This is a genomic window from Ruegeria sp. Ofav3-42 (assembly GCF_022347725.1).
Classification (GTDB): Bacteria; Pseudomonadota; Alphaproteobacteria; order Rhodobacterales; family Rhodobacteraceae; genus Ruegeria.
Window position 1 is genome coordinate 65,306 of sequence record NZ_JAKRGB010000010.1, and the last position, 24,020, is coordinate 89,325.

Sequence of the window (24,020 nt, forward strand, 5' to 3'; positions counted from 1 at the left end):
CTCAACCAAAGCTCGCGCCGAACAGGAGACCCCCCATGCTGCGCTCTGCCACCCATGACCCCTCCGTGGTGACTGTCGACTTTATCGATGGCACCCAATCCCGCTTTCACGCCATCTGGCTGCGCGACAACGCGCTGGACCCCAAAACCCGCGCGCCCGGCAACGGTCAGCGCCTGATCACCATCGGCGACATCCCCGCCGACATTTCGGTCAGCGCCGCCGAAATCGACAATGGCGACCTGACCGTCACGTTCCAGCCCGAAGGCAAAACCGTCACGTTCCCCGGCGCGTGGCTGGCCGACCATGTTTATGATCGTGCCGCTGCATCCGAATTTGGCCGCCCCGCCCCTGGCATCACCACATGGGAACGTGGCATCAACGCACCCAGCGGGGATTGGAACGAAGTGCATGCCAGCCCTGTGGCCAAACGCGACTGGCTGGCTGCCGTGGCCGAATACGGCTTTGCCAAGCTGACCAACGGCCCGACCGAACCGGAATCGCTGCTGAAAGTGGCCGATCTGTTCGGCTATGTGCGCGAGACCAATTATGGCCCCTATTTCGAGGTCCGGACCGAAGTGAACCCGACCAACCTCGCCTATACCGGGCTGGGCCTTCAGGCCCATACTGATAACCCCTATCGCGATCCGGTGCCGACGCTGCAGATCCTTTATTGTCTTGAGAACAGCGCCAAGGGCGGCGATTCCATCGTGGTCGACGGCTTTTGCGCCGCAGAGAAACTGCGCGACCAAGACCCCGAAGGATTCGCCCTGCTGGCAGGTTACCCCGCGCGTTTCGAATACAAAGGCTCAGATGGTGTGTGCCTGCGCTCGCGCCGCCCGATGATCGAACTGTCGCCGGATGGTGAGCTGATTGGCATCCGTTTCAACAACCGCTCGTCAGCACCGTTCGTGGACATCCCCTTTGACCAGATGGAGGCCTACTACGCCGCCTATCGCCAATTGGGCGAGATCATCGACGACCCCGCCATGGGCGTGTCGTTCAAGCTGGAGCCGGGTGAGAGCTTCATCGTCGACAACACCCGCGTTCTACATGCGCGTCTGGGCTATTCCGGTGCGGGTTCACGCTGGCTGCAAGGTTGCTACGCCGACAAGGACGGACTGCTGTCCACGCTGGCCGCTATGGACATGGCGCAACCGGAGGCGGCGGAATGAAACCCGATTTCTCGACTTTGAACCGGGACAATATCGTGGCTTTCATCGGCGATATCTTCGACCGTCGCGGCGGCGAGGAATACCTGGGTGAACCGGTGACCATGGCCGAACACATGCTGCAAGGTGCCACCATCGCGGAACAAAACGGCCAACCCGAGGAAATTATCGTCGGCGCACTTTTACATGACATTGGCCATTTCACATCCGAGTTTGGTACCTACCATCCTGATGATACCGAAGACCGTCACCACGAGGACGCAGGCGCTGAAGTACTGGAACAGTTCTTCCCGTCGGTCATCACCGATTGCTGCCGCTATCACGTGGCAGCCAAGCGGTATCTCTGTGCCACCAAGCCCGAGTACTTCAACCGTCTGTCTTCTGCGTCGGTCCATACCTTGGAACTGCAGGGCGGGCCTATGAGTGCCGAGGAAGTCGCGGAGTTCGAGGCCAATCCAAACCTGAAAGAGATCATTCAGGTGCGCTATCTGGACGAGGCAGGCAAGCGTGCAGACATGGAAACCCCGGATTTCACCCATTTCGCGCCGATGGTGCAGCGCATGGTCGACAGGCATCTGGGTGCAGCATGAACGCGCCGGAGTATATATTCGAAGCCAGCTCGAAACCCTCCCTGCCTTGGCACGAAGTTCCGCTGATCCGGGCCACAGACGATTCGGTCAAAGGCTATGGCTGTCTGGTCGATGACCCCGATACCTTCGAGATTGAAATCGCCCGCTGGCCCCAACAGGGCTGGCGCCCGATTGACGAAGGAACCGGCGACGAGGGTGGCTGGGTCGAAGGCACGTTCAAATGCGACTGGCAGGGTGATGTTCTCTACGGTGAGAACGAGGCCGTCAAGGGACACTATGTTCTGGGCTGGTCCGCCGATCCCCAACAGGCACAGACGGAACAACAAACCGCGCCGCGCGATCAGGTGCTGCTGTGGCATATGAACTATCACCCCGATGGTGGGCAGATGTTCTGGCCACTGGACAACAAACCCTTCATCGTTCCCGCCGCCCTGCCCGGTGACAACCTGACTCCCGAAAAGGTGGTCGCGTTCTGGTGCGATGGCTCACGCGGTCTCTATATCCATCCCGGTATCTGGCATGAGGGGATTTTCCCCGTCGAAGACAATCAGCGTTTCCTTGATCGCCAAGGCCGGGTCCATGCCCGGGTTAGCGCCGATATCGGCAAAGAGTTTGGCGTGTATCTCGCCTGCCCGCTGCGCGCCGATAAAATTCGGGATCTTTGAAAAAAATCGTAGCAGGGCCAGTTCCACTTGGGACCGGCCCTGCTACGCGATCGGATATCTTACTAGCGATCACTGTTCTCGCTTAGCGGACAACCCGGCATAGATCAGCACCGTCACAAGAATGATTGCACCCCCGATAAAGCTTGCGACAGGCGGAATTTCTCCAAAGAACCCGAAAGCAAACAACGGCGCAAAGACCACTTCGGTCATCAGGATCATGCCAACTTCTGGCGCGGTGATATATCGGATCGCAACCGCTGACATCACACGGCCAAACGGCGCGGTAAACAACCCCATGGCCCCCATGATGACCCAGGTGCCGAGGCTGTACCCCGAAGGTTCCGCCACAATTGCCATCGTGAGTGCAAGGAACAACCCGCCCAGCCCGACACTCGCCATGCGGCTGACGTCCTGATACTTGCGCAACAGAGTTTGGTTCAGCGACAGGCAGATCACCGCAAAGAAAGCGAGCAAATCGCCTTTGAGGTTCCCGGACCCAAAAGACCCCGACACCACAATCGCGATCCCCAGCATAACGAACACGATCGAGATCCACGTTGACCGTCGTGTGATTTCTTTCAGGAAGAACCAGCTGAACAACGCTGCCAGCGCTGGCGAGGTGCTGAGGATCACAAACGTATTGGCGACCGACGTGTTCTTGATGCTCAGAACAAGGGCCGAAGCGCTGCCCAGCATCAACAGGCCCGACAGAAATATTGGCCAGCCGCCGGCCTTAAGGACTTCGATCAATCCACGCTCATCTCGCAATTGAATGAACGCCGACATCGATATCGCCGTGAACAATCCGAACAGAAAGGCGGTGTCAAATCCACTGACACCCGAGAGACGGATAAAAATCGGATCAAAGCTCATCAGCAACGCGCCAAGAAGGGCAATCGCAATGCCGGTCATACGTGGGTTTTGGGATCGCAGAGCAAGGGTATAGGAAGGTTTCATGTCAGCCACCGGATAGAATCATACTGATCGGTATGATTATTGCCCGCTTGCGAAGATTTCAAGACTATCATACCAATTAGTATGATTTTAGGGTGCAAGCATGAGCAAGCAGGAAACACGCAAAGAAAAGACCCGGCAGAAAATTCTGTATGCCTCGAAATCTGTCTTTCTGACCGAGGGCTACGTTCTGGCCAGCATGGACACGATCGCGACCCGGGCGCAGGTCACGAAACAGACGATCTATAGGTATTTTTCATCAAAGCTGGAGCTGTTTGAAGCAACACTCAGACACATGAGCCCAGGACCCAAGGCAGATTTTCTGGAGAGTCTGGAGGTGCCGGATACGCGTGAAGCCCTTATCGGATTCGCCATCGGTTTCATGCGATCGCACCTGAGGCAGGAACATCTGGATACAATCCGTCTGCTGATCGCCGAGGCACCAAAAGCACCTGAAATCGTACGCTCATTCTTTGCGATGGGACCGAGCGACACCAAGGAACGTCTGCACGAATTCTTCAAAAACAGGCTGGGCGTAGACCAACCGGAAATCCCGATGCGCCTGTGGACAGCCATGTTGTTCGCTCATCAAGAAGCCGCGATGCTGGGGCGAAGCGTTCCGACCGAAGAGGAACTGGCAGTCTATGCCGAAACGGCAACTGACTACCTGCTCGCAGGGCTGGCCGCGCGGACTTAAGAACCCTTTAACACCCGACCGGTTCTTCTGTGTTATTCTCAACAGACTCGTCGCGAATATTATGTCACGGAGGCATCTTATGGGCTTGAACAGACGCAGAGTTGTCCAGCTGGGAACAGCGGCTACAGTCGGATCGATGCTACCGGGGCTTGCACTTTCAGCATCCAATCAAAACGACTCGTTCGAACAGGAATTTGCCGACACGCTGGACCGGTTGAAGGTGGCGTTCTCCGAACTCGGCTACACCCAGACCACGCCGCTTTCTATTGCGACCGGAGCGAACGACTATAACGGCGGGCTGCGGCACGATTTCGATCAGGCCGAACTGCCCATGGGCGCCTTTGTGATCCAGCCATTGGCGCGGGTCGCTGATGTGGAAGAAAAGCAGCGCCCTGATGTGCTGCCCTTGTTTCATGAGGTCGGCTGCCATCCCGCAGATGCTGATGGTCAGACCACAACCCGTCTGATGGTGGGTCTTCTGACCGACAAGTTTGGCCTCGACCCGTCGCGCCTCGCCTTTGTCAGCGTGCCGCAAGCCGACACCATGCGCCCGGTGCTGGACGAGATCGGCTTGCCTTTCGCGAAAAAAGTCCTGTTGCGGGATGAGGCCGAGGCCCTGGCGGCCCGCGACGCCTCGGGCTATTTCTTTCCCGATCCGTTTGGCGACTACTACATCGTCACCATGGGCGTCTATTACCGCGTAGGCGAAACCGATGAGCCCGCGCCTACGGCTTATCCTCCGCCACCCAATTGGACCGAGATCGGCGAGATCGTAATCGACGGCACCGTCGCGCCTCTTGGCATCTCAATCGGGGCCGAGCGCCTCACTTATGCTCTGACTGGCCAATACCCGACATGGGATCAGCGGTTGGGGCTGCTCTTTGCGACGGCGGAAGAGAACGGCGCAGAGCCGCCTGGCCTTGCCGCGTTCCGGTAGCCGGGACTACAGTCCCAGCACATCCACCATGTCATACTGACCGGGGGCCTTACCCTGCCCCCACAGCGCTGCTTTTAGCGCACCTCTGGCAAAGATGGCGCGGTCGGTGGCCAGATGGCGCAGGACGATGCGTTCACCGGGGGCGGCGAACAGGACGTCGTGTTCGCCCACGATGTCGCCGCCGCGAATGGCGTGGAAACCAATATTGCCGCGTTGACGCGCGCCGGTGATGCCGTCGCGGCCGCGGTCGGACACATCTTCCAGTTTCACGCCGCGACCTTCGGCGGCGGCCTCGCCCAACATCAACGCGGTGCCCGACGGGGCATCGACCTTGTGATGATGGTGCCCTTCGATCACTTCGATGTCGAAATCTTCATCCAGTGCAGCCGCAACCTTTTTAGTCAGTTGCACCAACAAGTTCACGCCAAGGCTCATATTGCCTGCCCGTACGATGACAGCGTGACGCGCAGCCGGTTCCAGCGCAGCGATCTGCTCATCCGTCATGCCTGTGGTGCCGATCACGTGGACACAGCGCGCTTGCGCGGCCAGTGCAGCAAATTCCAGCGTCGCTTCGGGCGCAGTGAAATCGATCACCGCCTGCGCCTGCGAAAACGCTTCCAGCGGATCATCCGTGACTTTCACGCCCAGCGCCTGGCCGCCCATCGCCGTGCCTACGTCCTGCCCGATCCAGTCATGGCCCGCACGCTCAACCACGCCAACCAGACGTGCCTGATCGCTGTCGGTGATGGTCTTGATCAGCATCTGCCCCATACGGCCCGAAGCCCCTGTTATGACGATCCCCGGAATTTGGGTCATAGCGCTGGTCCTTTCTAAAGTCGGCTCAAAGCCTCCTACCCCGTTCGCGCCCGCTTGGCAAAGCCCTGCTTTGCCCTTAGATCGGGGATATGGCAAAGAACAAATTCCACGATGGCCCCGGCCCGTCCCAACGACAGCTGCGCGTCGGCGAACTGATCCGCCGCACCCTGTCCGAGGTTCTGGCGCGCGGAGATGTCCACGACCCCGACCTGAACCGTATGTCGATCACCGTGGGTGAGGTACGAACCTCGCCCGATCTGAAGATCGCCACCGCCTATGTGCTGCCCTTGGGCGGCAAGGGGCAGGAGGACGTGATCGAATTGCTCGCCCGCAACAAGGGCGAGTTACGGCGTATGGTCGGCAAGAAGGTCGGCCTGAAATTCTCGCCCGATCTGCGCTTCCGTCTGGACGATACGTTTGACCGTCTGGACGACACGCGCCGCATGTTCGAACAGGACGCGGTGCGCCGCGATCTCGACGAGTGATCCGAACGCTGGCCACGCTGGGCGCTGTTTTCTGGGCGGCGCAAGCCTCTGCGGTCACCTGTGAGAAACTGACCCATGAGGATAAGCGGTACACTATCTGCGAGGTGGATGCCGCTAACGAAGACTTGCGCCTGTTCCTGAACGACCACGACGGCGTTCTGCTTGGGCATTTTTCTTCGGTGAATGATGCTCTGAACTCGGATGACAAACGTCTGGCTTTCGCGATGAATGCTGGGATGTATCACGACGACCGCTCACCGGTTGGGCACTACGTCGAAAACGGCCAGGAACAGATGCGCGTGATCCCGAACGCCGGGCCGGGAAATTTCGGATTGCTTCCGAACGGGGTGTTCTGCATCCGGGATGGCCGCGCCGATGTGTTCGAGACGTTGGAATATGTTGATCAGGCTCCAGAGTGCCGTTTCGCTACCCAGTCCGGCCCGATGCTGGTGATAAACGGCGAGCTGCACCCGCGTTTTCTGCTCGATTCGACTTCGCGCTATGTGCGCAACGGGGTGGGCACCAGCGACGACGGCACCCGCGCTGTGTTCGCGATCTCAGACGGCTACGTGACGTTTCACGAGTTTGGCAGCCTATTCCGGGACGTGCTGAACACCCCGAATGCATTGTTCTTCGATGGCAATATCTCTCGTATGTATGACCGGGCGAGCAATCGATCAGATGTCGGGTTTTCGCTGGGGCCGATCGTTGGCGTGGTCGAAGACGCACCCCGAAATTGACAGGGGCAGAGTGATCCGATAACTCGCGCGCCTCAGCAAAAGGCAAGGTGCAAGATGGGACGTAAACGCAAGGGTCGCGACATTTCCGGCTGGCTGGTGGTGGACAAGCCTGCGGGCATGACCTCGACCGCTGTGGTCAACAAGGTGCGTTGGGCGATGGACGCCAAGAAAGCGGGCCATGCGGGCACGCTGGACCCTGAAGCAACGGGCGTTCTGGCCGTGGCGCTGGGAGAAGCGACCAAGACCGTTCCCTATATCACCGACGCGTTGAAAGCCTATACTTTCACCGTTCGTCTGGGTCAGGCCACCAACACCGATGATGCCGAAGGCGAAGTGATTGCTGAAAGCGATGCGCGCCCTTCAGATGACGATATCAAACAGGCGCTGACCCCGTTTCTGGGGGATATTATGCAGGTGCCGCCTAAATTCTCAGCTGTAAAGATCGACGGCCAGCGCGCCTACAAACTGGCCCGTGATGGTGAGGACGTTGAACTGACGGCCCGCCCGCTTTGGGTCGAGGAATTGATTTTGGTCGATCGCCCCGACGAAGACCACGTCGTGCTGGAAATGACCTGCGGAAAAGGTGGCTATGTTCGCTCTATTGCACGCGATCTGGGGGCAGCATTGGGTTGTCATGGCCACGTCAAAGAACTGCGTCGAATCTGGTCCGGCCCGTTCGAGGTCGAAGACGGGTTGAACATCGAACAGATCGACGAGATGGCCAAGACCACTGCTCTGGATGAATACCTGCACCCGCTGGAAACCGGCCTCGCTGATCTGCCTGAATTGAAATGCACACCCGAAGGTGCCACCCGTCTGCGCAATGGTAATCCGGGTATGGTTCTGGCCTCGGACGTGGAATACGGAGACGAGGCCTGGGCCTCGCTGGATGGCAAGGCAGTGGCCGTGGGCATCTATAAATCTGGAGAATTACACCCCAGCCGGGTGTTCATTCAACCGGTCTGATAGAACGAGCGAAAATGTCCATAAGTGTCGCGAACTATGCACGACCGTTTAGGGGAACAGGGTTGTGTCAGGCAAAATTGGACGAAAAGCCTTAAATTTGGTATGATCAGCATTATCGCTTGAACTTTTCGGAGTGTGATTATGTTGAGTTTCTCAAGTGACAAATTGTTCAAAGCAATTGCTGTTTCTCTGACTTCGTCCCTTTTTGCCGTTCCGGCGGCAACCGCAATGACGCTGCAGTACCAAATCGAAATCGACGGTGCGATTGGCACGTTTGAAGCCCCGGATACCGGTGGTCTTCTTTCGAGTTTTGAGATCACCATAGATGGCGTCACCTTTGATACCCTTGGCGTCGGAAACGCAGCGCCCGTATACGATGCGGTGGACAATGACATCCGCGGAAACCCGGGCACGGAAGGGTTTATCTTGAATTCCATGGCCGGTGGAGCTTGTCTGGCAATGGAGTGCATCCTGTCGTTGGAGGATTCGGGCAATCCGGGAGTCGAACCGCCTCTTTTTGCAATCTTCCCTCTCGTTGGCGGAGTTCCGGATACTGTAACTAACTCAGGCGAGTACTCGATTTCACAGGGACCGCCGATGAGCCCGATTCCGCTTCCTGCGCCTTTCGCTCTGTTGGCCGCAGCACTTATGTTCTTGTTTGCGATTGGCAGAAGGGTTCGGCGCCCCCAGCCATGTCATTGAGTTTATCTGGTCAAGTTGCCGGGCAATTTACTCAGGACTGAAAGCAGGTTTTTCTGAACATAGTCGTTGGCCCTGCTTGATTTAGCGTGTTAGGCCAGCGGGATGATCACCCGTTCTCATACCAAGGGCGACGCGCCCTCGACCGCCATCTATTCGGATTGCGAGCAGTATCGCTATAGCCTGACCCGCGTCTGGGATCCGGACGGGCGTAAGGCGTTGTTCGTGATGCTGAACCCATCCACCGCGACCGAGGTTCAGAACGACCCCACTGTCGAACGCTGCGAACGCCGCGCGCGGGCCTTGGGGTTCGGCGCGTTTCAGGTGACCAACATCTTTGCCTGGCGCGACACCGACCCACGCAAAATGCGCGCCGCTGGCGATCCTGTGGGTCCGGAGAATGACGCGGCCATCCTGGACGGCGTCGAATGGGCGGATCAGGTTATCGCCGCCTGGGGCACTCATGGTGCTCATCTTGAACGCGGCCCCGCAGTAGAAAACCTGCTGCGCGGCACCGGCCAGCCCCTGTTCCATCTGGGGCTGACCAAAGACGGACATCCCAAGCACCCGCTCTATGTCGCTTACACTCAGCAACCCGAACCCTGGTGACCAAAGGTTAACCACGAGTCCAGCTTGGCTTTGACCAACTGACTGACATCATGGGATATTTCACCCTCGGAGCAGTGCGTTCTCGGAGGGTTCCCATGTTTCTGATCGGATTTCTGAGTCTGGCCGCAGTCGGCGGTGCGGCCTATGCGATGGGCGACATATTCGACTCTGACGAAAACTCCGAAGAGGACGACGTTATCGATGACGAATCTCAGGAAGTTCCCGATGGGAACTTTCTGGACGTGGGCGAAAACGTAGACGACCCCGAGCCGACCGAAGTACCTGAGCTTTCGACCGGGACCATAATCTCGGAGTTCGAGGGCGATCTGGTCATTGCCGGCGGCGAAGACACGGACGTCCTGACAGGACAGGATGGGGACGACCAGATCAACGGCTATGGCGGTGACGACACGGTGATCGGGGGCGAGGGCAACGACACCCTGCATGGCGGTGACGGCATTGATACGATTGAAGGCGGCGAAGGCGATGACGTAGTGCATGGTGAGGGCGGCGATGACGATCTGTCCGGTGATGCTGGTGACGACGCGCTTTACGGTCATTTCGGCGCGGACAAACTGGACGGCGGCGAAGGCGATGATGACCTGTTCGGCGGTCAGGACAACGACACTCTGACCGGAGGAGCGGGAGAGGATGCGCTGCACGGCGGATATGGCGACGACGTGCTGAACGGCGGTGCAGGTAAGGACGTGTTGTTTGGTGGTGACGGCAACGATGTACTGACCGGCGGCGACGGCGAAAACGAAGAGTCCATGGATTTCCTGAATGGCGGTGCCGGCGATGATACGATCCTGGCAGATAGCGGAGACATCGTGACCGGAGGTGACGGCGCGGACAGCATCCAGATCGCCCCGGAGGATGACGACGAGGCGGTCAAAGTCATGGATTTCGAACCGGGTCAGGACAAGCTGCTAATATCCTGGGAAGGTGAGGAAGATCCGGAAATTCAGATCGAAACCGACGCCGGCAACGAAAACCTGACCCGCGTATTGGTCAACGGGCAGAACGTCGCCCAATTGCTGGGCGCTGACGGGTTGACGCTGGACGATATCCAATTGATCAATGGTCAGGACCTGTCGCAACTCAGCGCGCTTGGCTGAACCCGCAGAATCCTTTTGCCATTTGCCCGAAATGCGCTTATACGCGCCCATCCGCATCGGAATCGGTGCGGTTTTCTCCATGGGCCTGTGCTGGACGACATCCCGGCCTGCGCCATCAACTCTAACCTTTCAAAGGAGACCCCGATGTCGATTACTGCCGCTGAAAAAGCACGCGTCATGAAAGAATTCGCAACCAAGGACGGCGACACCGGTTCGCCTGAAGTCCAGGTTGCAATCCTGACCTCGCGCATCACCACGCTGACCGAGCACTTCAAGACCCACAAGAAAGACAACCACGGTCGTCGTGGTCTGCTGAAGATGGTTGCTCAACGCCGCAAGCTGCTGGACTACCTGAAGGGCAAAGAAGAAGCGCGCTACCAGGACCTGATCAAAAAGCTGGGCATCCGTCGTTAAGCGTCATTTGCGCATTTCGAACGGGGTTTGAGACCCGGTTTGGTTTATTGGAACGCCCGCCATATTGGCGGGCGTTTTTTGTTTCATGTTGCGAAAAACGCGTATTTCCAGGCCTTCAATTCAGCCCGAACCAATCTTTGGAAGAGGTCAAAAAACAACTGGTTTCCATCTTTCAAACCACCAGGAATTCTCCGGAGTTTTTTGCCGCCCATAGGCGGCTAAATGCCCGCACCCTTTACTTAATATTTGCCCGCCCTACCAAATCCCCTATGCTTTCTATACATGCGAATTTGTGACGTCAGTTTTTTGGTTTTTAGGAGAGTACCCATGAAAGCAGTGGCGCTTGTGTCTCTATTACCGTTGGTTCAGTTCATACCGAACTTGGCACTCGCGCAGAACACCGCGACCGGCAGCGCATTCGATGGCGCGTATGTGGGTCTGGAACTTGGCGCGGCGACGTCAGATGGCACGACGGATTACCCGGTTTTATCCGGCGGAAATGTGAACGCGTCCATTGACCCGGACAACGGGCGCAGCTTTGGTGGTCTGGTCGGATATAACCTGCAACGAGGCGATTGGATTTACGGCGCCGAGTTTCGGTATTCGAACATGTCCCACGTTCTGCAAAACGACGCCCCCGATCCCGAGCGGCGCGAGGTTTTGGACTTTTCCGACCTGCGCGGCAGGGTGGGTTATGTGAACGGTGATTTCATGTTCTACGGCGCGCTGGGATGGTCCTGATCGCGATTCCGCGTTCATCCCAGTGCATCCTTCAAAGACCGTGACAGTCAGACCACGCTGAACGGCTTCAACATCGGACTGGGTATGGAGTACAATGTCTCGGACAAGTGGTTGGTAGGCGCGGACAATACCTATCGCGATCTTAGCGGCAGATTAGATGGCGCGTCCGACGACTCGGACATCGATCTGAGTACAATCACTGCCCGGGTTGCGTATCGGTTCTGAAGAACCCCGAGAGTGTAATAACACGATCCGCCTCAGCCGGATGTTTCGAGCTTTGCAGTTCCCATGCTGTTTGGATGCCCGACATGCAAGGACTGTGGTTTCGAGGACGAAAAATGCCAGTTTACCCAAATCACCGCGCGATTTTCGTGAACATTCCGAAGAACGGTGGATCAACGCTGACAACGATGCTGAAACGCAATCGTTTCCTGGGACGGCGGGTGAACAATACAGATCCCCGCTGCGATGATTGCGAGTTTGTTTCGCAATATCTCGATGTGCTTGGGGATGGGGCCGCCGACTACTTCAAGTTCAGCTTTGTAAGAAACCCCTGGGATCGGTTTGTCTCGGCCTATCACTATGTGTGCCAGTGACGCCCGGAAATGGCTCAGGTGACGTCACACTGATCATTCGCAGAGTTCACCTCCGCGTTTTCCGACGACCCCGAGGCATTCCTGCATATCCGCTATTTCAAACCGCAATGGACCTATCTGACAGACGCCGCCGGCGCGGTGCCTCTGGATTTTGTCGGCAGGTCGGAAAGGTTCGAAGACGACCTCAAGGTGGTGCTGAAAAAGCTAGGGCTGCGGCGCTCGCTCGTACGCCGGAGAAAACAGACGAAACGTTCTGATTTCCGCGACTACTACGACGATGAAAGCCGCGCAGTGATCGCGCGGACTTACGAACGGGACATCGACCTGCTGGGGTACGAGTTCGAGGACGGAAACCGCCGACAAAAATCCGGCGTTCTTGGGTTTCTGAAGTAACCTGTCGGCGTGGACGAAGTGCGCGGCAGAAAGAGAAATGCCCACCAAATTGGCGGGCATTTCCTGTTCTTGGGATGTCAGCTTACATCTTCGCCCGTTCAGATTTCAGCGCCAGCCACAAGCAGTAGCACATAATCAGAACCACCAGCGTGAACGGGATGCCGGTCGACACCGCAGCGCCCTGCAGTGCAGCAAGCCCTCCGCCAAGCAGCAATGCAATGGCAACCAGACCTTCCAGAGTGCACCAGAACACCCGTTGGATCACCGGTGCATCCATCTTGCCGCCCGCGGTGATCGTGTCGATCACCAACGATCCGGAATCCGACGAGGTCACGAAGAAGATCACGATCAACACCAAAGCGATTGGGGCCACGATACCGTAGAGCGGCAGTTCCTTCAGGAACCCAAACAGCGCGCCTTCGGGGGCATAGCTTTCGATCACCGTTGCACGGACACCTTCGGCTCCGCCTACATTCAGCATATCGATGGCCGCACCACCGAATGTCGACATCCACAGGGCACATACCGCTGTGGGGGCCAACAATGCGCAGATGATGAACTCACGCACCGTGCGACCGCGCGAGATGCGGGCGATAAACATGCCCACAAACGGCGACCATGCGATCCACCACGCCCAGTAGAACGTCGTCCAGCCGTGGAAGTAACTGGTGTCCTCCCGCCCAAACGGGTTGGACAAGGCTGGCAAATGGCGCACGTAATCTGCCATCACGTTGAAGTAACGACTGATTGCCGTTCCAACGCCCGTAACGGCTATTACAAAGATGAAAAGCCCGACGGCCATAACCATGTTGATCTCACTCAGCCGTTTGACGCCTGCATCCATACCCATCAGGACCGACCCCAAGGCTATCATGGTGATGCCTATGATCAGCAAAACGACAACGGTCGGGCTGGGTTCGATGCCGAACACCTCATAAAGCCCTGCCGCAACCTGCTGAGCGCCCAGCCCGAGTGAAGTTGTCAGACCAAACAGCGTGGCAAAAACCGCCAGTGTATCGATGATATGACCCCACCAACCCCAAACACGCTCGCCAAGGATTGGGTAGAACGCCGAACGCAAGGTCAGGGGAAGGTCAAGATTGTAGGCGAATATTGCCAGGCTCAGACCGACGGCGGCATAGACCGCCCATGCCTCAAGCCCCCAATGGTGGATGGTGCCGACAACGCCAGCGTATTCGTTACCGGGCACCGCGATATCAATGCCCAGCGGCCGTGCGCCGCCATCTTCAGCAAAGTTGTAATAGACGGGCTCCATCACGCCAAAAAACAGCAGGCCGATACCGATACCGGCTGCGAACATCATCGCGATCCATCCGGGATAGGAATAGTCCGGCTTTGCATCCTTGCCTCCGATCCGAACGCTGCCAACCGGCAACACGATCAGGACCAGACAAAACAGGGTGATTGCATTGACCGATAGCACCAGAAACCAGTCAAATGTGCTGGTCAGCCAAGGCCTTAGCCAGCCAAAGAACGTGGCTGTAGCCTCCTGATTGGCCAGTGCGATCAGCACAAATGCGAAGATCACGATGCTCGAGATCAGGAAAACCGGGTTGTGGATATCCAGACCGAAGGGCCGGACGTTGTCTTGCCCAAGCTCGTATTCGGTCTCAAAATCATAGATCCGCGGATCCGGATCCAGCATTTTCTTGGTGTCAGCCATTCGACTGCCCTTCTGTTCGCGCAATGCAAACGCCAAGGTATTCTGCCGGATGACGGTTCTGAGTTATCGACTCCCTTGGCGCGCTCCCGTCATGTCGACCTTGAGGGAAGTGTTAACATATTACACTGACACCAAAATTTCGCAAAACGCATTCTGTCTTTGGAATATGTATACCCGGCCCATGGAGAACCCAAAAGCAGGAACGCAGTCCCGCTTTCACCCCTCCTCACTTGCGTACCGTTCTCCCTTAGGTGGAATCTAGCGATAACTACTTAGGACATTCCAGCCATTTTACGAATTACGACACTCTCATCTGAAGGCACGCACTTTTGACCCTCATCCTCAACTCGTTGACACTGTCATTTGGCGTTTTTGCGCCCACGATTGTCCCGATCCTTCTGATCAGCGTTGCTTCTGTTGGTGTTTGGGCCGTCCTGAATCTGGTCACGCTCGGGATGCAAGTTACATTAGCCAGCCGGTCACAACGGTGTTTGCCCTCTTGCCCGTCATTGTGTCGGTTTTTAAATACTTACAACACCGTCATTGCCGGAAATCGATCTGGAAACGGTCCTAAGAGGGATGGCAGCGGCCGCAGCCCTGCTCTGGCTTAATTCCTGGGTCTGGTCCGTGTCTGCATTGGGGCGCTTTTGAAGTTCCAGAATAGCGACGCCCCGCACACGTCTGGCTCGCCACCAAATGCAGAAACGGCAACGGACATTCGGGCATTGCGCAAAGCTCGCGAGCGGTCTTTTTGAGTTTGGACCTGTCCGCAGGTTGGCCTTGAACCATTGAGGCCGATAATCACTCCTGAACGCGAGACCTCTTTTAATTCGGCCCGTTCTCATGTATGCGCGCGCTATCTGAGACGTTGTGCCCTGACCCCGGCACTCGAACGGAAGATAAATTGGGGTCGGCGGCAATGGGGCCGCCATGCAAACGGGAGACCCGCAGGGGCGGGAGTGCTCTCATCTAGGATACGCATATGTTTGATGTAACGAAGAAATCGATGCAGTGGGGCGAAGAGACGCTCACACTGGAAACTGGCAAAGTTGCGCGCCAGGCCGACGGCACCGTGATTGCCACGCTGGGCGAGACCAGCGTCATGGCGAACGTGACCTTTGCCAAGAGCCAAAAGCCCGGTCAGGACTTTTTCCCGCTGACCGTACACTACCAAGAGAAATACTATGCCGCCGGTAAGGTTCCGGGTGGCTTCTTCAAGCGCGAGGCGCGCCCGACCGAGAAAGAGACGCTGACCGCGCGTCTGATCGACCGTCCGATCCGCCCGCTGTTCGTTGACGGCTTCAAGAACGAAGTTCTGGTGATGTGCACCGTGCTGAGCCACGATCTGGTCAACGATCCCGACATCGTCGCGATGATTGCTGCTTCGGCTGCCCTGACAATCTCGGGCGCGCCGTTCCGTGGCCCGATTGCCGGTGCCCGTGTTGGTTTCGTCGACGGTGAATACGTCCTGAACCCGACCGTGGACGACATGCAGGACCTGCGCCTGAACCCGGAACAGCGTCTGGATCTGGTTGTTGCCGGCACCAAGAACGCCGTGATGATGGTGGAATCCGAAGCTTACGAGCTGTCCGAGGCAGAAATGCTGGGCGCCGTGAATTTCGCGCATGAGCAGATCCAACCGGTTCTGGACCTGATCATCGATCTGGCCGAAGAAACCGCAAAAGAGCCGTTTGAGTTCGAAGCGCCCGATTACTCGGACCTGTACGCTGCCGTCGCAGCCGCCGGTGAAGAGCAGATGCGCGCCGCCTTCGAGATCACCGACAAGCAAGAGCGCACCGCCGCTGTTGCCGCTGCGCGTGAAGCGATCAAGGAAGCGCTGACCGAGGAACAGCTGGAAGACGGCAACCTGGGTTCGGCGATGAAAAAGCTGGAAGCCGGCATCCTGCGCGGCGACGTCGTCAAAGGCGGCAAGCGCATCGACGGTCGTTCGACCACCGATGTACGTGCCATCGATGCCGAAACCTCGCTGCTGCCGCGTACACACGGTTCCGCCCTGTTCACCCGTGGTGAAACGCAGGCGCTGGCCGTGACCACGCTGGGCACCGGTGACGACGAGCAGTTCATCGACGCGCTGCATGGCAACTTCAAATCGAACTTCCTGCTGCACTACAACTTCCCTCCGTATTCGGTTGGTGAAGTTGGCCGCGTTGGTTCGCCCGGCCGTCGTGAGATCGGCCACGGCAAGTTGGCATGGCGTGCGCTGCAGGCGGTTCTGCCTGCACCGACCGACTTCCCCTACACCGTTCGCGTGGTGTCGGAGATCACTGAATCGAACGGCTCAAGCTCGATGGCATCGGTCTGCGGCGGTTCGCTGTCGATGATGGATGCGGGTGTTCCGCTGAAAGCACCGGTTGCCGGTGTGGCCATGGGTCTGATCCTGGAAGATGATGGTGAATACGCTGTTCTGACCGACATTCTGGGTGACGAAGACCACCTGGGCGACATGGATTTCAAAGTGGCAGGTACCGAGAACGGCATCACCTCGCTGCAGATGGACATCAAGGTCGCAGGCATCACGCCGCAGATCATGGAAACCGCTCTGGCACAGGCCAAAGAAGGCCGGATGCACATTCTGGGCGAGATGGGCAAAGCCCTGTCCGAGACCAACGAATTCTCGGTCCACGCTCCGCGCATCGAGACCATGAACATCCCGACCGACAAGATCCGCGAAGTGATCGGCTCGGGTGGTAAGGTCATCCGCGAGATCGTGGAAACCTCGGGTGCCAAGGTCGACATCAACGACGACGGCGTCATCAAGATCGCCTCGCCGGATGGTGAGTCGATCAAGAAGGCCTATGACATGATCTATTCGATCGTGGCCGAGCCGGAAGAAGGTCAGGTCTACACCGGTAAAGTGGTCAAGATCGTCGACTTCGGTGCCTTCGTGAACTTCTTTGGCAAGCGCGACGGTCTGGTCCACGTGTCCCAGATCGAAAACCGCCGCCTGAACCATCCGTCGGATGTTCTGAAAGAAGGTCAGGAAGTAAAGGTCAAGCTGCTGGGCTTTGACGATCGCGGCAAGGTCCGCCTGTCGATGAAAGTCGTCGATCAGGAAACCGGCGAAGAGATCGTTCCCGAGAAGAAAGAAAAGAAAGAGGAAAGCGCAGAGTAATCTGTTCTCTCATTCAGAAACGTTAAAGACCCCGGCCTAGGCTGGGGTCTTTTTTTGATTTGGCCTTCTCGATTCCGCGGTATTTTTCAACATTGGTGATTTCACAACTTCACATCTTCAGCGCAACACCTTATATACGTGAGTAGTGAAATCATGAATGTTGAGATTTACCCATGAAGAAAATTTTGAGAGAGTACGCAAAACTGTGTCAGACAGAGGGTGTGAGCCTTATCGAGATTGAATCGCGCAGACGGCACTATGCCCTTCATTTCGAAAAAGGATTTGTGATCGCTCCGGCTTCCCCGTCTAGCCAACGAGCGCACCGTGAAGTACGCGCACATATTCGTAGACTACATAAATAGGGGCTGGAGAATGGTAGTTGACCAATGGCCTGGCACACCAGAAACGATGACGGCAGAGGCACGTCGACGTTGCTGGTACGAAGACGAACCGAAGTTTATCGTTTCATATCTTCGCGGTTTCGCGCACGAATTCACACCGCTGGCGAACAGCACTCTGGATACTGCAGAACGTATTTTTGGAAAATCAAAAGCCGCGATATGTTTTAAGGAGTTTATACCAGGCAGTGAGCCAGAGGACGAGAACTGGCATGGTCCGGTATCTCGAACAACGCCATCACAAATCCTGAAAACATGGCCAGGCGCTCAATTCATTGACCAAGTGGGCCTGTATGGATTGTTTGGTGTCACTGCAGCAGATTGGCCCCTGGCAGAAAAGCGGTATTGGGTTGCAAGCCTGACAGTCGAACTCGAGCATTGGCAAGACGATTTGAAATCAGATCGCTACGACGCTATCCGAACTATTGTAGACCTCGCCCTTTCACGACATGCCCTCGAACACGAATTTTATTTTGACGGTGACGAGAACAAAACCACGGCAGAAGTGGACGTTCGCTCTCTATCCATCTTTGGAGGCGTTACCGAAGGCAGAATTCGCAATATTCTTTCAGACGGGAGCGGTGGCCTTGTTCGTATCGGCCACAAAATAACTGCGACCAGTGCAAAAGCTTGGTTGAAAGGTCGTAAAGAGTTCTTCGCTTCTATTTGGGACCAACCGGAGGGAGACTTGCCCGCTCCCCCCAACCCAGATTTTTCAGGCGAAGTTATTTTTGTCCCGGTCGCTGCAGATGGAAGTACCTTTCATCCGGGGCTCGCACGTAATGGTTCTTACACAATCGGCGCAAAGGGAGAGGAAGAACGCATCTTCAACTTTGATGACGCCCTGATCGCACTGCAAAAAATGGCAACGCCTCGCTGGCGGCGTCCTAACGACGCTGGCAACTGGGGCATTGTATCCGGTCGGGATTGGAGGCGAGTAGAGCGCTATTGAATCGCTCTGCAGTTTGAGTGCATTCCTTCGACAAAAGAGGGCCCCGGTGGAAACGCCGGGGCCTTTTTTGTGCTACAGTGCAACTTGATCCAGTGGGAGGGAAAGCGATGTCGGACAAAGATCGGATTGACCATCTGGCGCGGCAATATCTGCAGGCTATCGAAAGCGGTGATATCTCGCAGATGCTGAGCCTGTTTTCCAACGATGCGACCGCGACCTCACCAATTTCCGGCAAGCAACAGGCGCGGGACTTTTATACCCATGTCATGAAGATCACGAAGGACCGGTCTACCGTACACAAGAACACATTCGCCGATACGTCCAGCGCGCTGCAAATGGCGGTGCATTTTGACTACACACGCATCATCCATGACGGTCATCCCGAAACCATCGAATGTGTGGACCTGTTCGAACTGACCGAAGATCAGAGCCGGTTCAAATCTGTAACGATCATCTATGACACGGCCCCGGTTCTCGTGGACATTGATGAAGCCTGATCGTCAGTGCGCAACCCCCGACGGTCCGTGCTTCATGACGTGCCATTGGCCGTAGCTGTCGTTCAGATCCAATTTGATCGCTGCGTCTGCCTTGGTTGAAGCGCTGCCGATCTCAGCCAGGGTGAACTCAATACCGCCGGGGATATCGATCCGTACACGATGCGGGCCGCCACCATGCGGCGCTTGAATCGGCTCTCCGGTTGATTGGAGCACATCACCGATTAAGACATTGGCCGTGCGCCCCTCAATGTCCATTTCGAAGTCAATCGGCAAAAACAGGGTGTCGTGAACCCTTTCGCACATGGCCCTGAACACGAACCAATGCGTCGCCATTTCTTCGGTTTCTTCACCGTGAAAGACCTTTTTCAACGCGGCGCGCTGCGCCTCCGACGCACTGGGATCAATGATCACTTGCATCTCGCCGCCGCCTTCGAAAATCGGGCCCGGCCAGGCGTAAATCAGGGCAGCTTTTGTACCGCTTAAATCCGTATCGCCGAAATGTCCTTTTTTGATCTCCAACACTTCGAACCCGCGACAGTGCCCGTGGGTGGGCAGCTCTTCGAACTGGCATGGACATGCATAGCCGCAGTTACAGTTCCCAAACGCATCGCCTTCAACATACCAATCAGTAAATGCCATCGTCATCTCCTGTTACGCACAGTGTGAAATCCCGACGTCGTCGGTTGCTGCCTGTAGAAAACTCCCCCAATGACACTTTATCACAGTTTGAGTCCGTTCAGAGCGTTGATTTTGACAGCCTAGCGGACACAACGAGGTCTTGCTTTGATGTTGCGTGTTTTAGCGGTGTCACGGGCCGCACCTATTCACTCACACACCCCCAAAAACCCGTGAAACGAAGTGATGGCCGCGCACCTTCACTTCGCCCACCGCTTTCCCACATGTGCGCCATACCAAATTCGGAACAAAGGACATGGTTATGGTTACGCGCCTCATTCTCGCCTCGACAGCCCTGACGATCAGCGCATCCGCGCTGGCCGCGCAAAGCCTGTCGGACGGCCTCTACGTTCAGGGCTTCGCCGGGTACAGCCAACTGCAGGACAGCGATTTCAGCGGAACGATTAATGGATCGACACAATCCGTGGTTACAGACTTTGATGGCGGTTACGGGCTGGGCATCGCCGTCGGCAAAGAGATCCCGCAATGGTCAAACGATCAGATCGGCACCCGGATCGAGCTTGAGCTGTCCTATCGTGACAACGATGTGGATGGCGTGAATTTCTCGGGCAATGGTCCCGGTGCCGAAGGCAACATTTCAGGCGACGTGACGCAGACATCGTTATTTGCCAATGTGCTGGTCGATTTCAAGCAAGCCGGAGCATTCACACCATATGTCGGTCTGGGTCTGGGGGCCACCTACTCGGATCTGGACTTTGCGTATGGACCGGGCGTCGCGCTTAATGACACCGACACGACCTTTGCTGCGCAAGTTATTGCCGGTGTCGCCTACGAGGTCAGCGCGAACACCGCCCTGACCCTGGATACCCGTTATACGCGCGCATTCGACGTTTCCTCTGAACGTTTGGCCCCGAATGGCGCATCTACAGGCACGGTAGAGGACGACATCGACGCCTTCAGCGTCAACTTCGGCCTGCGCTACGGCTTTTGATCGACCAAAGGAGGTGTTTCTGTCGAGTTTCTCTTCCCCCTCTGGCCCCGGTGTTCTATGCACTGGGGCATGAAGTCTTTTGTTATTCATATGACCTCAAGCGCAGCCCGGCGCCCCAACGCCGAAAGGCTGTGCACTGAATTACCCAACGCCGAGTTGTTCGAGGCCGTGAATGGCAAAGACCCCGAACAGATCGCGGATGTTCAGTTGTTTCCCGGCGATTTGCATCGCCCCAGGTACCCTTTCGCCTTGAAACCGGCCGAGATCGGCGTGTTCGAGAGCCACCGTCGAATTTGGCGCAAGCTGGTGGATGAGAAAATCGATCGGGCGATCATCACCGAAGATGATCTGCGCGTGGATGCCTGTCGCATGGCCGAAGCCTTGGAAATGTTGGAACCGCTGGCCACTCCGGATGATTATATCCGCATCCCGGTAAAGCAACGCGAAGAACCGGCGCAAACCCTGGCCAAACATAACGGGCTGCGCCTGATCCTTCCCAGGGTGATCGGTCTTCAATGTGTATGCCAGATGGTCGGACGCCGCGCGGCCGAGCGGTTGCTTGCCGTGACCGATCAGATCGACCGGCCGGTTGATACGTTCCTGCAGATGCATTGGGTGACAGGGCAGCCCATTCTTTCGCTGCAAGGTAGCCGTAATCAGGAAGTCGCCGCTGAAATTGGTGGCTCGACCATTCAGACAAGCCCGCCTCTGGCCGACAAACTGACGCGTGAGTTCAAGCGAGCTTCGTATCGCAGGAAACTGTATCAGTATCCGCAGCGATCTTCGGCCTGACAGAAATTGAAAACGGGCGGGGCTTTGCGCCCCGCCCGCATTGTTTTAGCTGGGCGCTTTGGTTTTACGCAGGTAGGGGAAGATGGTTTCGAACTCGCCAAACTTCTCTTTTGCCTCGTCATTCGAGACGGCGGGCGGGATAATCACGTCTTCACCCGGGACCCAGTTTGCGGGGGTGGCCACACCCTTGGCACTCATCTGCAGACCATCCAGTGCGCGCAGGATTTCCGCAAAGTTGCGGCCTACGGTCATCGGGTAGGTCATCGACAGTTTCAGCTGTTTATCCGGGCCGATGATAAAGACCGAACGCACGGTGGCACTGTCCGCAGGGGTTCGGCCATCGGGCAGATATGCTTCGGCGGGCAGCATGTCGAACGCCTTGGACACGGCCAGCCCGTCATCGGCGATGATCGGGAAACCGGGATTGGCGTTGCCGTACGCCTCAATGTCTTTCTTCCACTTCTTGTGGTCCTCGACACCGTCGACCGACACCCCGATCACCTTGGTGTTACGTGCCGCCCATTCGTCGTTCAACTGCGCGACAGCCGAAAACTCGGTGGTGCAGACCGGAGTGAAATCCTTGGGGTGAGAGAACAGGATGGCCCAGCTGTCACCGATCCAGTCGTGGAACTGAACAGTACCCTGATCCGTTTCTGCGGTGAAATTCGGAACGGTGTCATTGATGCGCAAACCCATGGGGCATCTCCTTTTTTGTGAAACAACCGAGTCGGTTGGGGGAAACCTAATAACTCTGCGTCATTGTTAAACCATCCGTTGGCTTAAAGGGTATTCATTTTTGAGGAAAATAATTTGATCAAATTATCTCTTGCCACACCGAAATGCCGGTGCCAGAGTGGCGCAAATTCCCGGCATCCGGGCCATGGGATCAGGAGGATACGCGATGATCGAGAAGCGCAATTTCTACATCAACGGAACATGGGTCGCCCCATCCGCACCCAATGATTTTGAGGTGATCAACCCCTCGACCGAGGAACCCTGCGCCGTGATTTCGCTGGGTGCGCAGGCCGATACCGACGCTGCCGTTGCTGCCGCAAAGGCCGCACTGCCCGGTTGGATGGCCACACCGGTCGAGGAGCGCATCGCTCTAGTCGAAAAACTGATCGATTTTTACCAGAGCCGGTCCGAGGATTTGGCGCAGGCGATGTCGCTTGAGATGGGAGCGCCGATCGACATGGCGCGCACCCAGCAATCCGGCGCGGGTGTGTATCATCTGGCGAACTTTGTACGCGCAGCCAAATCGTTCCAATTCGACCGCCCGCTGGGCGATCACGCGCCAAATGACCGGATCATCTATGAGGCGGTCGGGGTTGCCGCCCTGATCACGCCTTGGAACTGGCCGATGAACCAGATCACGCTCAAGGTCGGCGCCGCGGCGATTGCCGGATGCACGATGGTTCTGAAACCGTCCGAGCAAAGCCCACTGAACGCGATGATCTTTGCCGAGATGATGGATGAGGCGGGCTTTCCTGCCGGTGTCTTCAATCTGGTGAACGGCGATGGCGTCGGCGTCGGCTCGCGACTGTCGGCGCATCCGGACGTGGATATGGTCAGCTTTACCGGCTCGACCCGAGCGGGCACCGCGATTTCCAAAAGCGCAGCGGATACACTGAAGAAGGTACATCTTGAGCTGGGCGGCAAAGGCGCAAACGTGGTCTTTGCCGATGCCGATGAAAAGGCGGTTAAACGCGGCGTCCTGCATATGATGAACAACACCGGCCAAAGCTGTAACGCGCCCAGCCGGATGCTGGTTCAGCGACCGATCTACGATCAGGCGGTGGAAACTGCGGCCGAGGTTGCAAACGTGGTCTCAGTCGGCAGCGCTCAGGAAGAAGGGCGTCACATCGGCCCCGTCGTGAACGAGGTGCAGTGGACCAAAATCCAGGATCTGATCCAGAAGGGCATCGACGAAGGCGCGCGTCTGGTTGCCGGTGGCACAGGTCGCCCCGAGGGCCTGAACAAAGGCTACTACGTACGCCCGACGGTGTTTGCCGATGCCAACAACCAGATGACCATCGCGCGCGAGGAAATCTTTGGCCCGGTCCTGACCATGATCCCCTTCGACACCGAAGAAGAGGCCGTCGAGATCGCTAATGACACGCCCTACGGCCTGACCAACTATGTCCAGACCCAGGACGGCGCACGTGCCAATCGCATGGCGCGGGTCCTGCGGTCCGGTATGGTCGAAATGAACGGACAGTCGCGCAACGCAGGGTCGCCTTTCGGCGGTATGAAGCAGTCCGGCAACGGGCGCGAAGGCGGTCTTTGGGGTCTCGAAGACTTCCTTGAGGTCAAAGCCGTCGGTGGCTGGGCGGCAGAGTAAACAGATT

General features: G+C 57.0%; 24 protein-coding genes and 2 pseudogenes. 21 read left to right on the plus strand and 5 right to left on the minus strand.

Annotated features, from left to right (window positions below):
- Positions 1–35: 35 nt before the first annotated feature.
- From MHN28_RS15250 to MHN28_RS15260, 3 genes are read left to right on the plus strand one after another with little or no spacing between them, the layout of a single operon-like run.
- Complete coding sequence (locus MHN28_RS15250) at positions 36–1,172, plus strand: gamma-butyrobetaine dioxygenase (protein WP_239343233.1); 1,137 nt, start codon at positions 36–38, stop codon at positions 1,170–1,172.
- A complete protein-coding gene (locus MHN28_RS15255) occupies positions 1,169–1,759 on the plus strand; it encodes an HD domain-containing protein (protein ID WP_239343235.1) in 591 nt (196 codons plus the stop codon). The genes MHN28_RS15250 and MHN28_RS15255 overlap by 4 nt, the downstream gene beginning before the upstream one ends.
- Positions 1,756–2,424, plus strand: a complete 669-nt coding sequence (locus tag MHN28_RS15260; protein WP_239343237.1) for an ureidoglycolate lyase — start codon at positions 1,756–1,758, stop codon at positions 2,422–2,424. Before MHN28_RS15255 ends, MHN28_RS15260 begins: the two co-directional genes overlap by 4 nt.
- Before the next feature lie 69 nt (positions 2,425–2,493).
- Here the strand turns inward: MHN28_RS15260 and MHN28_RS15265 are convergent, their stop codons facing one another.
- Positions 2,494–3,381 carry a DMT family transporter gene (locus MHN28_RS15265; protein WP_239343239.1) on the minus strand — a complete coding sequence of 296 codons (888 nt, stop codon included), beginning with the start codon at positions 3,379–3,381 and terminating at the stop codon, positions 2,494–2,496.
- 100 nt (positions 3,382–3,481) lie between these two features.
- Between MHN28_RS15265 and MHN28_RS15270 the strand changes: the two genes are divergently transcribed.
- On the plus strand, positions 3,482–4,075 hold the full coding sequence (locus MHN28_RS15270) for a TetR/AcrR family transcriptional regulator (RefSeq protein ID WP_239343241.1): 594 nt from the start codon (positions 3,482–3,484) through the stop codon (positions 4,073–4,075).
- A 79-nt stretch (positions 4,076–4,154) separates the two neighbouring features.
- On the plus strand, positions 4,155–5,012 hold the full coding sequence (locus MHN28_RS15275) for a hypothetical protein (protein WP_239343243.1): 858 nt from the start codon (positions 4,155–4,157) through the stop codon (positions 5,010–5,012).
- A 6-nt stretch (positions 5,013–5,018) separates the two neighbouring features.
- On the opposite strand, the gene dapB is transcribed toward MHN28_RS15275, so the two are convergent.
- Positions 5,019–5,828, minus strand: coding sequence for a 4-hydroxy-tetrahydrodipicolinate reductase (gene dapB, locus MHN28_RS15280; RefSeq protein WP_239343245.1), 810 nt, complete (start codon positions 5,826–5,828; stop codon positions 5,019–5,021).
- Between the two features lie 89 nt (positions 5,829–5,917).
- On the opposite strand from dapB, the gene rbfA reads away from it, so the two are divergent.
- The 10 genes and pseudogenes from rbfA to MHN28_RS25050 all read left to right on the plus strand — a co-directional run bounded on the left by rbfA (position 5,918) and on the right by MHN28_RS25050 (position 12,589).
- Complete coding sequence (gene rbfA / locus MHN28_RS15285; protein ID WP_010438628.1) at positions 5,918–6,313, plus strand: 30S ribosome-binding factor RbfA; 396 nt, start codon at positions 5,918–5,920, stop codon at positions 6,311–6,313.
- Positions 6,310–7,053: a phosphodiester glycosidase family protein gene (locus tag MHN28_RS15290; protein ID WP_239343247.1), complete on the plus strand. Its 744-nt coding sequence runs from the start codon at positions 6,310–6,312 to the stop codon at positions 7,051–7,053. Before rbfA ends, MHN28_RS15290 begins: the two co-directional genes overlap by 4 nt.
- A 54-nt stretch (positions 7,054–7,107) precedes the next feature.
- A complete protein-coding gene (gene truB, locus MHN28_RS15295) occupies positions 7,108–8,019 on the plus strand; it encodes a tRNA pseudouridine(55) synthase TruB (protein WP_239343249.1) in 912 nt (303 codons plus the stop codon).
- 141 nt (positions 8,020–8,160) lie between these two features.
- The gene (locus MHN28_RS15300; protein WP_239343251.1) at positions 8,161–8,721 is read left to right on the plus strand and encodes a hypothetical protein; all 561 of its coding nucleotides are present in this window, start codon (positions 8,161–8,163) and stop codon (positions 8,719–8,721) included.
- Between the two features lie 102 nt (positions 8,722–8,823).
- Positions 8,824–9,327, plus strand: a complete 504-nt coding sequence (locus tag MHN28_RS15305) for a DUF1643 domain-containing protein (RefSeq protein ID WP_239343253.1) — start codon at positions 8,824–8,826, stop codon at positions 9,325–9,327.
- A 95-nt stretch (positions 9,328–9,422) separates the two neighbouring features.
- Positions 9,423–10,445 (plus strand): calcium-binding protein, encoded by a 1,023-nt coding sequence (locus tag MHN28_RS15310; protein ID WP_239343255.1) that lies wholly within the window; start codon positions 9,423–9,425, stop codon positions 10,443–10,445.
- Positions 10,446–10,589: 144 nt separating this feature from the next.
- Complete coding sequence (gene rpsO, locus MHN28_RS15315; protein ID WP_008757925.1) at positions 10,590–10,859, plus strand: 30S ribosomal protein S15; 270 nt, start codon at positions 10,590–10,592, stop codon at positions 10,857–10,859.
- A 327-nt stretch (positions 10,860–11,186) separates the two neighbouring features.
- The gene (locus tag MHN28_RS15320) at positions 11,187–11,600 is read left to right on the plus strand and encodes an outer membrane protein (protein ID WP_239343257.1); all 414 of its coding nucleotides are present in this window, start codon (positions 11,187–11,189) and stop codon (positions 11,598–11,600) included.
- Between the two features lie 45 nt (positions 11,601–11,645).
- A pseudogene (locus tag MHN28_RS15325) lies at positions 11,646–11,825 on the plus strand (outer membrane protein); the annotation flags it as partial.
- A 113-nt stretch (positions 11,826–11,938) separates the two neighbouring features.
- Positions 11,939–12,589 (plus strand): annotated as a pseudogene (locus MHN28_RS25050) (sulfotransferase family 2 domain-containing protein).
- Between the two features lie 82 nt (positions 12,590–12,671).
- Here the strand turns inward: MHN28_RS25050 and MHN28_RS15340 are convergent.
- Positions 12,672–14,273: a BCCT family transporter gene (locus MHN28_RS15340; protein WP_239343265.1), complete on the minus strand. Its 1,602-nt coding sequence runs from the start codon at positions 14,271–14,273 to the stop codon at positions 12,672–12,674.
- Positions 14,274–15,255: 982 nt separating this feature from the next.
- Between MHN28_RS15340 and pnp the strand changes: the two genes are divergently transcribed.
- The 3 genes from pnp (at position 15,256) to MHN28_RS15355 (ending at position 19,253) form a co-directional block, all read left to right on the plus strand.
- The gene (gene pnp, locus MHN28_RS15345; protein WP_239343267.1) at positions 15,256–17,406 is read left to right on the plus strand and encodes a polyribonucleotide nucleotidyltransferase; all 2,151 of its coding nucleotides are present in this window, start codon (positions 15,256–15,258) and stop codon (positions 17,404–17,406) included.
- 372 nt (positions 17,407–17,778) lie between these two features.
- A complete protein-coding gene (locus MHN28_RS15350; protein WP_239343269.1) occupies positions 17,779–18,756 on the plus strand; it encodes a hypothetical protein in 978 nt (325 codons plus the stop codon).
- A gap of 107 nt (positions 18,757–18,863) precedes the next feature.
- On the plus strand, positions 18,864–19,253 hold the full coding sequence (locus MHN28_RS15355) for a nuclear transport factor 2 family protein (protein ID WP_239343271.1): 390 nt from the start codon (positions 18,864–18,866) through the stop codon (positions 19,251–19,253).
- A 3-nt stretch (positions 19,254–19,256) separates the two neighbouring features.
- Here the strand turns inward: MHN28_RS15355 and MHN28_RS15360 are convergent, their stop codons facing one another.
- Positions 19,257–19,892 carry a DUF1326 domain-containing protein gene (locus MHN28_RS15360; protein WP_239343273.1) on the minus strand — a complete coding sequence of 212 codons (636 nt, stop codon included), beginning with the start codon at positions 19,890–19,892 and terminating at the stop codon, positions 19,257–19,259.
- Between the two features lie 298 nt (positions 19,893–20,190).
- Between MHN28_RS15360 and MHN28_RS15365 the strand changes: the two genes are divergently transcribed.
- Together MHN28_RS15365 and MHN28_RS15370 are read left to right on the plus strand one after the other, a co-directional pair.
- Positions 20,191–20,880 carry an outer membrane protein gene (locus tag MHN28_RS15365; RefSeq protein WP_239343275.1) on the plus strand — a complete coding sequence of 230 codons (690 nt, stop codon included), beginning with the start codon at positions 20,191–20,193 and terminating at the stop codon, positions 20,878–20,880.
- Positions 20,881–20,949: 69 nt separating this feature from the next.
- Positions 20,950–21,672: a glycosyltransferase family 25 protein gene (locus tag MHN28_RS15370; protein ID WP_239343277.1), complete on the plus strand. Its 723-nt coding sequence runs from the start codon at positions 20,950–20,952 to the stop codon at positions 21,670–21,672.
- Positions 21,673–21,717: 45 nt separating this feature from the next.
- On the opposite strand, the gene MHN28_RS15375 is transcribed toward MHN28_RS15370, so the two are convergent.
- The gene (locus tag MHN28_RS15375; protein WP_170408508.1) at positions 21,718–22,368 is read right to left on the minus strand and encodes a peroxiredoxin; all 651 of its coding nucleotides are present in this window, start codon (positions 22,366–22,368) and stop codon (positions 21,718–21,720) included.
- A 205-nt stretch (positions 22,369–22,573) separates the two neighbouring features.
- Between MHN28_RS15375 and MHN28_RS15380 the strand changes: the two genes are divergently transcribed.
- The gene (locus MHN28_RS15380) at positions 22,574–24,013 is read left to right on the plus strand and encodes an aldehyde dehydrogenase family protein (RefSeq protein WP_239343279.1); all 1,440 of its coding nucleotides are present in this window, start codon (positions 22,574–22,576) and stop codon (positions 24,011–24,013) included.
- Positions 24,014–24,020: the final 7 nt, after the last annotated feature.